A 16456-nucleotide genomic window follows, 5' to 3' on the forward strand; every position below is an offset into this window, starting at 1 on the left:
TAAAATAGACATTCTCCGCGAAAAAACTTGACTCACTAGCCATGGCAAAGGGGCCGGGTGTGTCAACAACCTTTCGCTTCATCGCCTTTTATGACCAACATTATTCATTATATAGAAGAAATGCGGTCATTGCAAGGATAAATCCATAATTTTTTTGTTATGAACACCTCAAAACATTATACTAACCTTTTAGCACATTTTCAAGGATAATCGACACGGATTATTGATTTTCACGCATTAAAAAAGCCAGCACCTCGGGCCGACTCCACTAATTACCTACGACTCATTTAATCCATTATCCATTAAAACAAATCATCGACTCTTCTTCAACATCTATTGTGTTAAAAATTATTTTCATATTTTTACACCAGCAGACTTTATCATCTAGGTCTGAAATAGGATCTGCCTCTTATATGAATAAGAGCAGTAATCAGGTTTCGATATGTAAGGAGAAAGGGGAGTTGGGGAAGGAGTCGCTTTCCGTGGGCGTACGGTTAGCTTCCTCGGGTTTTCCACCCTGCAGGATCTCACCCTGTACTATCATCCCACAGGAGTCTCCCCCTTCCCCAACTCCCCTTATCAAAATCATATCTCGAAATTCCGCAAATAATATCACTTTATACATTCAGGGGATACAGTAGCTGACCAGGCTTTTCAGGACTGATAGACTGACTAAACTCAACAAAAAAATCAGTTCGAGCTCCCCCATTCTCTCGCTTCAATCTCGAGAACACTCAAGATAAAGAACCTTATTAGGGATAAGTATCTTTCTACATAAATATATAGATTGTATGAACAATAATAAAACAAAAAAGGCAGCAGGTGAGAACCTGCTGCCTTTTATATAGTGGAAACTGAAATTATTTAGTGATTTCAGTTACAACACCAGAACCTACTGTACGTCCACCTTCACGGATAGAGAAACGAGTTCCGTCCTCGATCGCGATTGGAGAAATAAGTTCTACTGTCATTTCAACGTTATCTCCAGGCATAACCATTTCTACGCCTTCTGGAAGTTGAATTACACCAGTTACGTCCGTAGTACGGAAGTAGAACTGTGGACGGTAGTTAGAGAAGAATGGAGTGTGACGTCCACCTTCGTCTTTTGCTAGTACATAAACTTCAGCTTTGAAGTTCGTGTGTGGAGTGATAGAACCAGGCTTAGCTAGTACTTGACCACGGTTGATGTCTTCACGGTTAACACCACGAAGAAGTGCACCAATGTTATCGCCAGCTTCAGCATAGTCAAGAAGCTTACGGAACATTTCAACACCAGTTACTGTAGTCTTGCGAGCATCTTCAGCCATACCGATGATTTCAACTTCGTCACCGACTTTAACTTGTCCACGCTCAACACGACCAGTTGCTACTGTACCACGACCAGTGATAGAGAATACGTCCTCAACTGGCATCATGAATGGTTTGTCAGTGTCACGATCTGGAGTTGGAATGTGCTCATCAACTGCATCCATAAGATCGAAGATTGCTTGCTCGTACTGCTCTTCGCCTTCTAGAGCTTTAAGAGCAGAACCACTGATTACTGGTACATCGTCACCATCGAAGTCATACTCAGAAAGAAGATCACGAACTTCCATTTCTACTAGTTCAAGAAGCTCTTCGTCGTCTACCATGTCAACTTTGTTCAAGAATACAACGATAGCTGGTACACCTACGTTTTTAGAAAGTAGGATGTGCTCACGAGTTTGTGGCATTGGACCGTCAGCTGCAGATACAACTAGGATCGCGCCGTCCATTTGAGCCGCACCAGTGATCATGTTTTTAACGTAGTCAGCGTGACCTGGGCAGTCAACGTGTGCATAGTGACGAGTTTCAGTTTCGTACTCAACGTGTGCAGTTGAGATTGTGATTCCACGTTCGCGCTCTTCTGGAGCACCATCGATCATATCGTAAGCCATTGCAGAACCAGAACCAGAACGCTTGTGAAGTACTGTAGTGATCGCTGCAGTTAGAGTTGTTTTACCATGGTCAACGTGTCCAATTGTACCAATGTTAACGTGGGACTTGGACCGGTCGAATTTTTCTTTACCCATTGTATATTTCCTCCTTTAAATAAGTAACATTTTTTAAGTGTTTAAAAGTTTATGTGAAGCTCAGGAGTAAGTATATTACTCCTAAGCTTACAATACAAGTTATACTTTAACTCGTAGAAAAAATCAATTACTGACCAGCATTTTTCTTGATGATTTCCTCAGAGATGCTCTTCGGAACTTCTTCATAGTGGTCAAAGTGCATTGTATACGTTCCGCGACCTTGAGTGTTGGAACGCAATGCTGTTGCGTAACCGAACATTTCAGAAAGTGGAACGAATGCTTTAACAACTTGTGCTGTACCACGAGTTTCCATACCTTCTACACGTCCACGACGGGAAGTTACGTCACCCATGATATCTCCCATATATTCTTCTGGAATTACAACTTCGACTTTCATCATTGGTTCAAGAAGAACTGGTTTACACTTGTTCTTAGCCTCTTTAAGCGCCATGGAAGCAGCAACTTTAAAGGCCATTTCGTTGGAGTCGACATCGTGGTAAGAACCATCATAAAGAGTGGCTTTGATGTCTACCATTGGGTAACCCGCAAGTACACCATTTTCCATAGATTCTTTGATTCCTTGTTCTACGGATGGAATATATTCACGTGGTACTACACCACCAACGATCTTGTTAACGAATTCGAAGCCAGCACCTTCTTCGTTAGGCTCGAATTCAACCCATACGTGTCCGAACTGTCCACGACCACCGGACTGACGTACGAATTTACCTTCAACTTGTGCACTTCCGCGGAATGTTTCGCGGTAGGCAACTTGTGGAGCACCAATATTCGCTTCAACTTTGAACTCACGCTTCAGGCGGTCAACGATGATATCAAGGTGAAGCTCACCCATACCAGCGATGATCGTTTGCCCAGTTTCAACGTTCGTTTCCGTTTGGAAAGTTGGATCCTCTTCTGCAAGTTTACCAAGTGCTACAGCCATTTTATCCTGGTCTGCTTTAGACTTCGGCTCAATGGCTACAGAGATAACAGGCTCAGGGAATTCCATGGACTCAAGAATAACAAGACTCTTCTCGTCACACAGCGTGTCACCTGTACCAGTGTCTTTAAGGCCTACCGCACCAGCGATATCACCGCAATACACTTCAGAAATCTCTTCACGAGAGTTTGCGTGCATTTGCAGGATACGTCCTACACGCTCACGCTTATCTTTCGTTGAGTTCTTCACGTATGAACCAGATGATAGTACACCAGAGTACACACGGAAGAATGTAAGTTTACCAACATAAGGGTCTGTGGCAACTTTAAAGGCCAATGCAGAGAACGGCTCTTTATCGTCTGCTTTACGAACAACAGGCTCCTCTGTTTGAGGTACGTGACCTTCAATTGGAGGTACATCTAATGGAGATGGAAGATAATCGATAACTCCATCAATTAGAAGTTGAACACCTTTGTTCTTAAATGCAGAACCACAGAATACAGGATAGAAGTCTACACTTAGAGTTGCTGTACGGATAGCCGCTTTCAGCTGATCATTTGTGATTTCTTCTCCCTCAAGGTACTGCATCATCAAGTCTTCATCAAGTTCAGCTACAGCTTCAACTAGCTTAGCACGGAACTCTTCAGCTTGATCTTTATACTCATCAGGAATTGGGCGTGATTCTGCACGTGTACCCAAGTCATCCAAGTAGTAGTATGCTTCCATCGTTACAAGATCAATGATTCCTTCGAATTCATCTTCTGCACCGATTGGAAGTTGTACGGCTGCAGCATTTGCTCCTAGGCGGTCTTTCAACGTACCCAAGGAGTAAACGAAGTCTGCACCGACTTTGTCCATTTTGTTAACGAAAACAATACGTGGAACACCGTATGTTGTCGCTTGGCGCCAAACAGTTTCTGTTTGTGGTTCAACACCAGACTGCGCATCAAGGACAGCTACTGATCCATCAAGTACACGCAAGGAACGTTCAACTTCAACTGTGAAGTCTACGTGTCCAGGTGTATCAATGATGTTGATACGGTGACCTTTCCATTGAGCAGTTGTCGCAGCGGAAGTGATTGTAATTCCGCGCTCTTGTTCCTGCTCCATCCAGTCCATTTGGGAAGCTCCTTCGTGAGTTTCGCCAATTTTGTGGATACGTCCTGTGTAGAAAAGAATACGCTCAGTTGCTGTTGTTTTACCAGCATCGATGTGAGCCATAATCCCGATATTACGAGTCTTTTCCAAGGAGAACTCTCTAGGCATGAATCTTTCTCCTTCCTGAATGAAAAATTATTTTGTGGAAACTTACCAACGATAGTGAGCGAATGCTTTGTTCGCTTCAGCCATTTTGTGCATTTCTTCACGGCGCTTAACAGCTGCACCCGTGTTGTTTGCTGCATCTAGAATTTCGTTAGCCAAGCGTTCTTCCATCGTTTTCTCACCGCGGAGACGCGCATAGTTAACGATGAAGCGCAAGCCTAAAGCCTGACGACGCTCAGGACGAACCTCTACTGGTACCTGGTAGTTGGAACCACCCACACGACGAGCGCGGACTTCCAATACAGGCATTACGTTTTTCATGGCTTGATCAAAAGTTTCCATAGCGTCATTGCCGCTACGCTCTTGAACTAGCTCGAAAGATTTATAAAGGATTTTCTGAGCTTTTCCGCGCTGACCGTCAACCATGATTTGGTTGATCAGGCGAGTAACAAGCTTAGAACTATACATCGGATCTGGTAACACATCACGTTTAGCTACTGGACCTTTACGTGGCATATGTTCCCCTCCCTTCTCTGAAACTTTTTTATTTAAGCGATATTCTCATATCGATTATTTTTTAGCTTTAGGTTTTTTCGTACCGTATTTAGAACGACCTTGCATACGACCTTCAACGCTTGCAGTGTCAAGAGCACCACGAACGATGTGGTAACGTACACCTGGCAAGTCTTTAACTTTACCGCCACGGATAAGAACAACACTGTGCTCTTGAAGGTTGTGGCCGATACCAGGGATATAAGCGTTAACCTCAAGCTGGTTAGTCAAACGAACACGTGCATATTTACGAAGTGCAGAGTTCGGTTTCTTAGGTGTCATTGTACCAACACGTGTGCAAACTCCACGTTTTTGAGGAGCAGACTGGTCAGTCATACGCTTTTTGTAGCTGTTGTAACCTTTGTTCAAAGCTGGAGCGTTAGATTGTTTAGTCTTGCTCACACGTCCTTTACGTACTAATTGATTAATAGTAGGCATGTTTGATATCCTCCCTTCTTCACTTATTTTTAATACCACACATCCAGGTGGTTCATTAAAAGGCAAAAAACAAAGCTTTCGCGAATCACCGCCAAAACTTTATTGCTTTATCGCCACAGTAGCTGCGCCAACATCGATGCCGCATGCATTTCCCAACTCTTTCATAGATGGGACATTGGTATGCGGAATGTTCATTTGCCTGGCTAACTTCACTACTTTTGTGGTCATCGACTGATCAGCATCATCAGCCGTTATGACTTCACTCACTTCACCATTTTTCATGGCTTTAAGTGTTTGTTTGGTCCCAATTACTATATCTGCTTTAGCCTGTGCTACTTTTTCATAAGACATGTTCATATCCTCCAAAGTAACAAGGATAAATGGAAGCACCTTGATTATATTATCACTACCTAAAATGCATGTCAACTGCATTTTAGGTAGTTTTTTGGGTGCTTCCTGATTTTTTACCCTTTGTTAACATCTATCTATTTTATTTTAGGATTGTGTGACTTCTTCAGGCTGCTCTGCTGTTTCTTGAGACGCCTCGGATTGTGCTTGAATCTTACGGTATCGAGTCATACCCGTACCAGCAGGAACAAGCTTACCGATAATAACATTTTCTTTCAGGCCAAGCAATTCATCACGCTTACCTTTAATGGCTGCATCCGTCAAGACACGAGTTGTCTCCTGGAAGGATGCGGCTGACAAGAAGCTGTCCGTTTCAAGCGATGCTTTGGTAATACCAAGGATAACTGGACGTCCAACTGCTGGCTGTCCACCTTCCATAAGTGCTTTTTGGTTAGCTTCTTTGAACTGGTGGATCTCAAGGAGTGATCCTGGCAGCACATCTGTGTCTCCAGAGTCAAGAACACGGATTTTACGAAGCATCTGGCGAACCATAACTTCTACGTGTTTGTCAGAGATTTCAACACCTTGCATACGGTAAACTTTCTGAACTTCTTTCAGAAGGTACTCTTGTACGCCATCCAGACCTTGAACAGTCAGTAGTTCTTTCGGATCGATGGAACCTTCAGTAAGTGGTTCTCCGGCTTTCACCTCATCACCGACAGAAACTTTAAGGCGTGCGCCGTATGGTGCTGTGTAGGAACGTGTTTCAACAGAACCTTGGACCACAATCTCCTGTTTCTCTTTCACTTCGTTGACTTCTTCAACTGTGCCGTCGATCTCAGTGATAACAGCTTGCCCTTTAGGATTACGAGCTTCCACAATCTCCTGGATACGCGGAAGACCTTGCGTGATGTCATCTCCGGCTACCCCACCTGTGTGGAAGGTACGCATTGTAAGCTGTGTACCTGGTTCACCGATGGACTGTGCCGCGATAATTCCGACAGCTTCTCCGACTTCAACCTCATCACCTGTAGCAAGGTTACGTCCGTAACACTTCTTACATACACCATGTTTCGTGTTACATGTGAACGCTGAACGGATTACAACTTTTTCAATGCCTGCATCAACAATTTGTTTAGCTGCATCTTCGAAAATGACTTCATTGCGACTTGCAAGAACATCGCCTGTTTCAGGATGCTTGATCGTTTGGAAAGCTGTACGCCCGATTAAGCGGTCGATTAATGGTTCGATGACCTCTGTACCCTCTGTAAGAGATTGTACTGTCAATCCACGGTCTGTACCACAATCATCTTCACGTACGATTACATCTTGAGCAACATCAACAAGACGCCGGGTCAAGTAACCTGAGTCAGCTGTCTTAAGGGCCGTATCGGCAAGACCTTTACGGGCACCGTGAGTGGAAATAAAGTATTCAAGTACCGTCAAGCCTTCACGGAAGCTTGATTTGATCGGAAGTTCGATGATTCGTCCAGCCGGGTTGGCCATTAGACCACGCATACCAGCTAACTGTGTAAAGTTAGATGCGTTACCACGCGCTCCGGAATCACTCATCATAAAGATCGGGTTGGTCGGGTCTAAGGATTTCATCAAGCGGTTTTGAATGTCATCTTTAGCCGCAGACCAGATCTCAATGACACGATCATAGCGTTCTTCCTCTGTAATCAGACCACGACGGAATTGTTTCATCACTTTATCTACTTTTTCTTGACCTTCATCAAGAATCTCTTGTTTCTCTGGTAGTACGACGACGTCAGAGACACCGACCGTAATACCGGCTTTCGTAGAATAAGCGAACCCTAGATCTTTCATTCGGTCAAGCATCTTAGAAGTTTCACTGATTGAGAATCGTTTGAAGACTTCTGCAATGATATCTCCTAAAATACCCTTCTTGAATGGTGATACTTCATCACGGCTGGAAATTTCTTTGCGAATGTCCGTTCCGTGAGGCACAAAGTATTGATCTGGAGTCTTAACCTCAAGGTTTTCTTGAGTCGGTTCATTAATATATGGGAAGGACGAAGGCAGCATTTCGTTGAAAATCAACTTACCTACTGTCGTAAGCAGAAGCTGCTGATTCTGTTCCTCAGTAAATGTTTCATTATTAAGTGAGCTTGCTTGTACAGCTACACGCGTATGCAAGTGTACATATCCGTTTTGGTACGCCATAAGAGCTTCGTTCAAGTCTTTGAAGAACATACCTTCACCGACAGCCCCTTGACGCTCAAGAGTAAGGTAATAGTTACCTAGTACCATATCCTGTGATGGTGTAACAACCGGCTTACCATCCTTAGGATTAAGGATGTTTTGAGCAGCAAGCATAAGAATGCGCGCTTCTGCCTGAGCTTCTGAAGACAATGGTACGTGAACAGCCATTTGGTCTCCGTCGAAGTCGGCGTTGTACGCTGTACATACGAGTGGGTGAAGGCGGATGGCGCGACCCTCTACAAGAGTCGGTTCGAACGCCTGGATACCCAAACGGTGAAGGGTCGGTGCACGGTTTAATAGTACCGGGTGCTCTTTGATGACGTCTTCTAAAACGTCCCACACTTCATGGTGTACACGTTCAATTTTACGTTTCGCTGACTTAATGTTGTGGGCTAGTCCGCGAGATACAAGTTCCTTCATGACAAAAGGCTTGAATAGCTCAAGTGCCATTTCTTTCGGAAGTCCACATTGATACATTTTCAGTGAAGGACCAACAACGATAACGGAACGACCGGAATAGTCTACACGTTTACCAAGTAAGTTTTGACGGAAACGTCCTTGCTTACCTTTCAGCATGTGAGAAAGAGATTTAAGCGGACGGTTTCCTGGTCCTGTTACAGGACGGCCGCGGCGACCATTATCAATCAAAGCGTCGACAGCTTCCTGAAGCATACGCTTCTCGTTTTGAACGATTATTGTCGGTGCACCAAGATCCAACAAGCGCTTCAGACGGTTGTTACGGTTGATAACACGACGATAAAGGTCGTTCAAGTCAGATGTAGCAAAACGCCCTCCATCCAACTGAACCATCGGACGAAGCTCTGGCGGGATGACTGGAAGCACATCCAGGATCATCCACGAAGGATCGTTTCCTGAGTTACGGAATGATTCAAGAACTTCCAAGCGTTTGATTGCACGCGTACGACGCTGACCTTGAGCTGTTTTCAGTTCTTCTTTCAGTGTATCTACTTCACCGTCCAAATCGATATCGAAAAGAAGCTTTCGAATCGCTTCTGCACCCATGGCAGCTTGGAAACCTTGACCGAACTTCTCACGATAGGAACGGTATTCCTTCTCGGAAAGAAGCTGCTTTCTCTCAAGAGCTGTTTCACCTGGGTCTGTAACGATATAAGCAGCGAAATAAATGACTTCTTCCAATGCGCGTGGGGACATGTCCAGGACAAGACCCATACGACTTGGAATTCCTTTAAAATACCAGATGTGAGAGACAGGGGCAGCTAGTTCCAGGTGCCCCATACGCTCACGACGTACTTTCGCTTTTGTTACCTCGACACCACAACGGTCACAAACGACACCTTTATAGCGGACACGTTTGTATTTACCACAGTGACATTCCCAGTCTTTTTGCGGGCCGAAGATACGTTCACAGAATAAGCCGTCTTTTTCTGGTTTTAACGTACGATAGTTGATCGTTTCTGGCTTCTTGACCTCACCGTAGGACCAAGAGCGAATCTTGTCCGGTGAAGCCAAGCCAATTTTCATATACTCAAAATTGTTTACATCTAGCAAGGGGCCTACCTCCCTTTTAGTATCCGGGTTTTCCCTAAGCTTAGAACACGAGCTTCTGGAGTCTATTAATCGTCTAGATTTAAGTTCTCGGATTCTTTCGTTTGCTCTTCTTCGATATCACGCATTTCGATTTCCTGTTCGTCACCAGACAGAATCTTCACGTCCATACCAAGACTTTGAAGTTCTTTGATTAGTACTTTAAAGGATTCTGGAACTCCTGGTTCTGGAACATTATCACCTTTGACAATGGCTTCGTAAGTCTTCACACGACCTACAACGTCATCCGATTTAACGGTCAGAATCTCTTGAAGGGTGTATGCAGCACCGTAAGCTTCAAGTGCCCATACCTCCATCTCACCGAAACGCTGTCCACCGAATTGTGCTTTACCACCAAGCGGTTGTTGCGTAACAAGTGAATAAGGACCTGTGGAACGAGCGTGAAGTTTGTCATCAACCATGTGTGCAAGCTTAATCATATACATGACACCTACAGATACTCGGTTGTCAAACGGTTCACCTGTACGTCCATCATAAAGAATGGTCTTCGCATCACGAGACATACCAGCCTCTTCAAGTGTTTCCCAAACGTCTTCCTCACGCGCCCCATCGAATACTGGGGTAGCGACTCTTTCACCTAACAGGCGAGCAGCCATACCCAGATGCAATTCAAGCACCTGTCCAATGTTCATACGTGATGGTACACCTAATGGGTTCAACATGATGTCAACTGGTGTTCCATCAGGAAGGAACGGCATATCTTCTTCCGGAAGGATCTTAGAAATAACACCTTTGTTACCGTGACGTCCAGCCATCTTATCACCTTCAGAAATCTTACGCTTCTGAACGATGTAAACACGGATCAACTGGTTTACCCCTGGTGGAAGTTCGTCCCCGTCTTCACGGTTAAAGATCTTCACATCCAATACGATTCCGCCAGCTCCGTGTGGTACACGAAGAGATGTGTCACGAACTTCGCGTGCTTTTTCACCAAAGATTGCGTGAAGAAGGCGCTCTTCAGCCGAAAGCTCAGTTACCCCTTTAGGAGTGACCTTACCTACAAGTAAGTCGCCGTCGCTGACTTCCGCACCGACACGAATGATCCCTCGATCATCTAAGTCGCGAAGGGCATCTTCACCCACGTTAGGAATATCTCGGGTGATTTCTTCTGGTCCAAGCTTCGTATCACGAGCTTCAGACTCATATTCTTCTATATGAATAGATGTGTAAACGTCATCTTTTACTAGGCGCTCACTCATGATGATCGCGTCCTCATAGTTATAACCATCCCATGTCATAAAGGCTACTAGCGGGTTTTGACCAAGTGCTAGTTCACCCATATCCATAGATGGACCGTCAGCAAGGATTTCACCTTTTGTAACGCGATCTCCCTTAGAAACAATTGGGCGCTGGTTGTAGCAGCTACCTTGGTTGGAACGGATGAATTTCTGTAGACGGTAACGATCAAGGTCACCTTCAACTTCTCTTCCATCCACTTCAGAAACGCGGCGCACTAGTACTTCTTTTGCTTCCACACGCTCAACGATTCCTTCGTGACGGCAAATGACAGCAGCACCAGAGTCTTTACCAGAGACATACTCCATGCCTGTACCAACAAGCGGAGCGTCCGGCTTAAGCAACGGTACAGCTTGTCGCTGCATGTTCGCACCCATTAGAGAGCGGTTAGAGTCATCGTTCTCTAAGAACGGGATACAAGCAGTCGCTGCAGAAACAACCTGCTTCGGTGATACGTCCATGTAATCAAGACGATCACGTTGAACTACCGTGTTTTCACCACGGAAACGAGCGATGACTTCTTCATCAACGAACGAGCCGTCATCTTCTAGCTTCGCGTTGGCCTGAGCCACGACATAGTTATCTTCCTCATCTGCAGTCAGATAATCGATCTGCTCTGTAACTTTATTTGTATCAGGATCCACACGACGGTATGGAGTTTCAATGAAACCGAACTCGTTGACCTTCGCATAGGAAGACAAGGAGTTAATCAAACCGATGTTTGGTCCCTCTGGTGTTTCAATCGGACACATACGGCCGTAGTGAGAGTAGTGTACGTCACGCACTTCGAAACCAGCACGTTCTCGAGTCAAACCACCTGGTCCTAATGCAGAAAGACGACGTTTGTGTGTCAATTCTGCTAGCGGGTTCGTCTGGTCCATGAACTGAGATAGCTGTGAGCTTCCGAAGAACTCTTTAATCGACGCAATCACCGGCCGGATGTTAATCAGCTGTTGCGGTGTAATAGATGACGTATCCTGAATAGACATACGCTCACGCACCACACGCTCCATACGGGACAATCCGATACGGAACTGGTTCTGAAGAAGTTCACCAACAGAACGAAGACGACGGTTACCTAAGTGGTCGATATCGTCTGTACCGCCTACATTGTGCAAGAGGTTGAAGAAGTAGCTGATTGCAGAAAGAATATCAGCTGGTGTAATGTTCTTCACATCACGATCAATGTTGGCATTTCCGATAACATTGATAGACTTTTCACCTTCCGGATCAGTCGGATCTACAATTTTCACAGACTGTACACGGATAGGGTCTTCAAGCACACCTTCTACAGGCTCCAATGATTGTTCACTAAGATTCGCTTCATCACTATCAAAGTGAGGAATAAGTTTGTTTAACAACCGACGATCAATCTTGTCGCCCTTCTCTGCTAAAACTTCGCCTGTTTCTTCATCGACGAGTGTTTCAGCAAGCGTTTGATTAAACAAACGATCCTTAATATGAAGCTTTTTGTTCATTTTATATCGTCCGACACGCGCTAAGTCATAACGCTTCGGATCAAAGAAACGGGAAACAAGTAAACTCTTCGCATTTTCTACTGTCGGCGGCTCACCAGGACGCAGACGTTCATAGATTTCTAAAAGAGCTTTCTCGCTATTTTCCGTGTTATCTTTTTCGAGTGTATTCTTCAGATATTCGTTATCACCAATAATATCGATGATTTCCTGGTCTGTACCGAAACCTAAAGCACGAAGAAGAACGGTGATCGGCAATTTACGAGTACGATCGATACGAACATGTACAACATCTTTCGCGTCGGTTTCGAACTCTAACCATGCACCGCGGTTCGGGATTACCGTTGCGGTATAGCCTTTCTTACCGTTTTTATCAATCTTTTTGTTGTAATAGACACTTGGAGAGCGAACAAGCTGAGAAACAATAACACGTTCAGCACCATTTATAATAAAGGTACCTGTGTCTGTCATCAGTGGGAAATCACCCATAAACACTTCTTGCTCTTTCACTTCGCCTGTCTCATTATTTAATAGACGGACTTTCACACGAAGCGGTGCGTTATATGTTACGTCGCGATCCTTTGACTCATCGACTGGATACTTTGGTTCGCCTAAGCTGTAGTCTACAAACTCAAGTGAGAGATTACCTGTGAAATCTTCGATTGGAGAGATATCCTGGAACATCTCTTTCAAACCTTCTTCTAAGAACCAATCATAAGAAGCGGTTTGAATCTCGATCAAGTTCGGTAACTCTAATACTTCACTGATGCGTGCATAACTTCTGCGTTGGCGGTGTCGTCCATACTGAACTAGTTGACCTGTCAACTGATTCACCCCTCAAATCAAGCATTTTTATAACGAAAAAAGGGTCCGGCAAGACATGCCGAACAGGCTTGCGGTTGATCTTGCCACAAGCACTATTTAAACATTCGCCACTATAGCAAATGGTGATTCTTCATTTCTCTCTAACGTTAGACAAAAAAGAAAAAGGGTTTTGCTCATTCAAAAACCTCATTTACTTTGTGTTCGATTTTTACCATTCTAACCGTCTATCATTTTTTTATACATATTAGAAAAAAAGACTTGACAGACTTCAGTCATATTGGCATTTTTCAATACTAGCACAAATAGATTGGCCAGTCAAACTTTTAATGCCTTAAGGATGTAATACCCTTTTTGCTTCACAACTACTTCAACATTTCCAAACAAATCTTCTATTTTTTGTTTGGCAGATGGAGCGCCCTGCTTCTTCTGAATGACGACCCACAATTCTCCTTGGTCCAGTAATGCTTTATACGATTCTTCAAACATTTGATGGACGACCTTTTTTCCGGCTCGTATTGGAGGGTTTGTCAAAATGGAAGCAAATTTATGCTCACCTAATCCTTGCAAACGATCACTCTCTTGAATGGTTATGTTCGTCACAGCGTTTTGTTTAGCGTTTCTATCAGCTAAACTCAAAGCTCGCTCGTTTACGTCCACCATCCATACATGCCGATCTGGAAAATCCTTTGCCAGCGATATGCCGACCGGACCGTATCCGCACCCCAGATCAAGCAAGTCACCGTCTACTTGCGGCTCTTCATAAGATTCAATGAGCAGCCTGGATCCATAGTCTACTTCTCTTTTAGAAAAAACGGCGTTATCGGTAGTAAAGTCTAACGTATGGTCTCTCAAACTAAAAGACCAAGATTTTTCATCACTCTCGGCAGTGGTTTTCTTTGAATAGTAATGTTCCGACATAATCCGAACACCTTCTTTAATAATCTAGTAAGAAAAAGAAAGCCCGCCGATAATCAGCGAGCTTTACTTTCAACATCAAATTACTTAAGTTCAACTGTTGCGCCAGCTTCTTCAAGCTGAGACTTGATTTCTTCTGCTTCTTCTTTAGCAATGCCTTCTTTGACAGCTTTAGGAGCGTTGTCAACAAGGTCTTTTGCGTCTTTAAGACCAAGACCAGTGATTTCACGTACTGCTTTAACAACTTTGATCTTAGAAGATCCAGCAGATTCTAGAACTACGTCGAATTCTGTTTGCTCTTCAGCAGCTTCGCCACCTGCAGCAGGAGCACCAGCAGCTACTGGAGCAGCAGCGGATACACCAAATTCTTCTTCGATTGCTTTTACTAGATCGTTAAGCTCAAGAACAGACATTTCTTTAATCGCTTCAATGATTTGTTCGTTAGACATGAGAAATTTCCTCCTTATTAATTTTAAGTTTATAGTTTAAAACGAACGCTAACTTACGCGCTTTCTTCTTCTTTTTGATCCGCAATAGCTTTTGTCGCGTATGCGAAGTTGCGGATAGGTGCTTGTAGTACGCTTAGGAACATAGATACAAGACCTTCGTAGTTTGGAAGGTTCGCAAGCTCTTTGATTTGCTCAAGAGTTGCAACTTGTCCTTCAACCACACCACCTTTGATTTCAAGGTTTTCGTGATCTTTAGCAAAGTTGTTAAGAACTTTTGCTGGGGCTACAGCGTCCTCAGCATGGAATGCTAGTGCAGTTGGACCTTGTAGCACTTCATGAAGTTCAGATAGTTCAACTTCCTCCGTCGCACGGCGAGCCATTGTGTTTTTGTACACTTTGAAATCTACGCCAGCTTCGCGAAGCTGTGAACGAAGCTCTGTAACTTCTGCTACATCAAGACCGCGGTAATCTACAACTACTGCAGATTTACTGTTGCGGAACTTATCAGCTAGCTCAGATACAACCTGCTTTTTCTGTTCGATAATACTGCTCATCGTTCCACCTCCTATTGACTGATCATCATACCGTTCGGAAGGCTCACATAAAAAGTACCTCCATGTAGACATGGAGGTACTGTATGACAAAGCAGGGCAGCAAATGGCGCTGCTTTGTTTATTCACACACCTCGGCAGGAAATTAAGCGGGAGATCCGCACCTACTGTCTACGGTATAACGTATTCATTTATACAACATTACTAATTGTAACTAATCAGCAATGGAAAGTCAACAATAAATTACTTATTTTGTGTAAGCAGAAACATCAACTTTGATTCCAGGTCCCATTGTTGATGAAACAGCAGCATTACGCATGTAAGTTCCTTTAGCCGCTTGAGGCTTAGCTTTAACAAGTGTTTCAGTAATTGCTTCGAAGTTCTCAACCAATTTGTCTTGGTCGAAAGAAGCTTTTCCGATTGGAACGTGGATGTTAGCAGCTTTATCAACGCGGTATTCTACTTTACCAGCTTTGATTTCGTTAACCGCTTTTTCCACTTCGAATGTTACTGTACCTGTTTTAGGGTTTGGCATAAGACCTTTAGGTCCTAGTACACGACCAAGCTTACCTACTTCAGCCATCATGTCAGGAGTCGCTACAACTACGTCAAAATCAAACCAGCCTTGGTTGATCTTGTTGATTAGGTCTTGTTCACCTACGTAGTCAGCACCTGCTGCTTCTGCTTCTTTCGCTTTATCACCTTTAGCGAAAACAAGCACACGCTGGGATTTACCTGTACCGTGAGGAAGCACCATAGCTCCACGGATTTGCTGGTCCGCTTTCTTAGGGTCAACACCTAGACGGAACGCAGCTTCAACAGTTTCATCAAAGTTTGCTTTTGCAGTTTCTTGTACAAGCTTAATTGCTTCATTTACATCATAAGCTTTTGTACGGTCAACAAGCTTTTGAAGTTCTTGTTGCTTCTTAGTTTTTTTAGCCATTTTAATTTTCCTCCTTTGTGGTTTTAACGGATTTTCCTCCCACGAATAAAGGTTGCGAAAGAGGTCTAAGCTCCAGTTCCGCAACCTTTCCTATCTCTCCAGATGACGCTGTGGGATTAATCTTCGATTGTGATTCCCATACTGCGCGCAGTACCTTCTACCATGCGCATTGCAGCTTCAACGTCAGCAGCATTCAAATCAGGCATTTTCGTTTCTGCGATTTCGCGTACTTGGTCGCGTTTTACAGAAGCGACTTTGTTACGGTTTGGCTCACCAGAACCTGATTCAATACCAGCCGCTTTCTTAAGAAGAACAGCAGCAGGTGGAGTTTTCGTAACGAATGTAAAGGAACGGTCTTCATATACCGTAATTTCAACTGGGATAATCGTACCCGCTTGTTCCTGAGTACGAGCGTTAAACTCCTTACAGAAACCCATGATGTTAATACCCGCTTGACCTAGTGCTGGTCCTACTGGCGGTGCTGGGTTCGCTTTACCTGCAGGAATTTGAAGCTTTACAACATTAATAACTTTTTTAGCCACGAGACACACCTCCTTAAAGTCCGTGATGTGGTAATAGGGAAAACCCCTCCCACTCATTTTGCAATATGCTTAACGCCTCTCCGATTGAGGCACATAAAGAACATAAAAATTCTAG

Annotated in this window: 12 protein-coding genes and 1 other annotated feature; all 12 genes read right to left on the reverse strand. The window is 44.0% G+C overall.

The annotated features are described in order from the left end of the window. Nucleotides 1-860 precede the first annotated feature (860 nt). The 12 genes from tuf to rplK all read right to left on the reverse strand — a co-directional run bounded on the left by tuf (nt 861) and on the right by rplK (nt 16341). Nucleotides 861-2051, reverse strand: a complete 1191-nt coding sequence (gene tuf / locus HM131_RS00440) for an elongation factor Tu (RefSeq protein WP_085026897.1) — start codon at nt 2049-2051, stop codon at nt 861-863. Between the two features lie 127 nt (nt 2052-2178). Next, nucleotides 2179-4257 carry an elongation factor G gene (fusA, locus tag HM131_RS00445; protein WP_085026899.1) on the reverse strand — a complete coding sequence of 693 codons (2079 nt, stop codon included), beginning with the start codon at nt 4255-4257 and terminating at the stop codon, nt 2179-2181. 42 nt (nt 4258-4299) lie between these two features. Continuing rightward, nucleotides 4300-4770 carry a 30S ribosomal protein S7 gene (gene rpsG / locus HM131_RS00450; RefSeq protein ID WP_085026901.1) on the reverse strand — a complete coding sequence of 157 codons (471 nt, stop codon included), beginning with the start codon at nt 4768-4770 and terminating at the stop codon, nt 4300-4302. Between the two features lie 54 nt (nt 4771-4824). After that, nucleotides 4825-5244, reverse strand: coding sequence for a 30S ribosomal protein S12 (gene rpsL / locus HM131_RS00455; protein ID WP_085026903.1), 420 nt, complete (start codon nt 5242-5244; stop codon nt 4825-4827). 99 nt (nt 5245-5343) lie between these two features. After that, nucleotides 5344-5595: a 50S ribosomal protein L7ae-like protein gene (locus HM131_RS00460; RefSeq protein ID WP_085026905.1), complete on the reverse strand. Its 252-nt coding sequence runs from the start codon at nt 5593-5595 to the stop codon at nt 5344-5346. Between the two features lie 144 nt (nt 5596-5739). Further along, on the reverse strand, nt 5740-9348 hold the full coding sequence (rpoC, locus tag HM131_RS00465; protein ID WP_085026907.1) for a DNA-directed RNA polymerase subunit beta': 3609 nt from the start codon (nt 9346-9348) through the stop codon (nt 5740-5742). A gap of 65 nt (nt 9349-9413) precedes the next feature. Continuing rightward, entirely contained in the window at nt 9414-12941 is a 3528-nt protein-coding gene (gene rpoB / locus HM131_RS00470) for a DNA-directed RNA polymerase subunit beta (protein ID WP_085026909.1), read from the reverse strand. Nucleotides 12942-13256: 315 nt separating this feature from the next. Next, entirely contained in the window at nt 13257-13859 is a 603-nt protein-coding gene (locus HM131_RS00475) for a class I SAM-dependent methyltransferase (RefSeq protein ID WP_085026911.1), read from the reverse strand. Nucleotides 13860-13939: 80 nt separating this feature from the next. After that, the gene (gene rplL, locus HM131_RS00480; protein ID WP_085026913.1) at nt 13940-14305 is read right to left on the reverse strand and encodes a 50S ribosomal protein L7/L12; all 366 of its coding nucleotides are present in this window, start codon (nt 14303-14305) and stop codon (nt 13940-13942) included. Between the two features lie 53 nt (nt 14306-14358). After that, nucleotides 14359-14859 carry a 50S ribosomal protein L10 gene (rplJ, locus tag HM131_RS00485; RefSeq protein WP_085026915.1) on the reverse strand — a complete coding sequence of 167 codons (501 nt, stop codon included), beginning with the start codon at nt 14857-14859 and terminating at the stop codon, nt 14359-14361. Between the two features lie 39 nt (nt 14860-14898). Continuing rightward, nucleotides 14899-15051 (reverse strand) — a sequence feature (ribosomal protein L10 leader region). 52 nt (nt 15052-15103) lie between these two features. Beyond that, nucleotides 15104-15799, reverse strand: a complete 696-nt coding sequence (gene rplA / locus HM131_RS00490; RefSeq protein ID WP_085026917.1) for a 50S ribosomal protein L1 — start codon at nt 15797-15799, stop codon at nt 15104-15106. Nucleotides 15800-15915: 116 nt separating this feature from the next. After that, the gene (gene rplK, locus HM131_RS00495) at nt 15916-16341 is read right to left on the reverse strand and encodes a 50S ribosomal protein L11 (protein ID WP_027953436.1); all 426 of its coding nucleotides are present in this window, start codon (nt 16339-16341) and stop codon (nt 15916-15918) included. Nucleotides 16342-16456 lie beyond the last annotated feature (115 nt).

The organism is Halobacillus mangrovi, from assembly GCF_002097535.1.
GTDB lineage: Bacteria > Bacillota > Bacilli > Bacillales > Halobacillaceae > Halobacillus > Halobacillus mangrovi_A.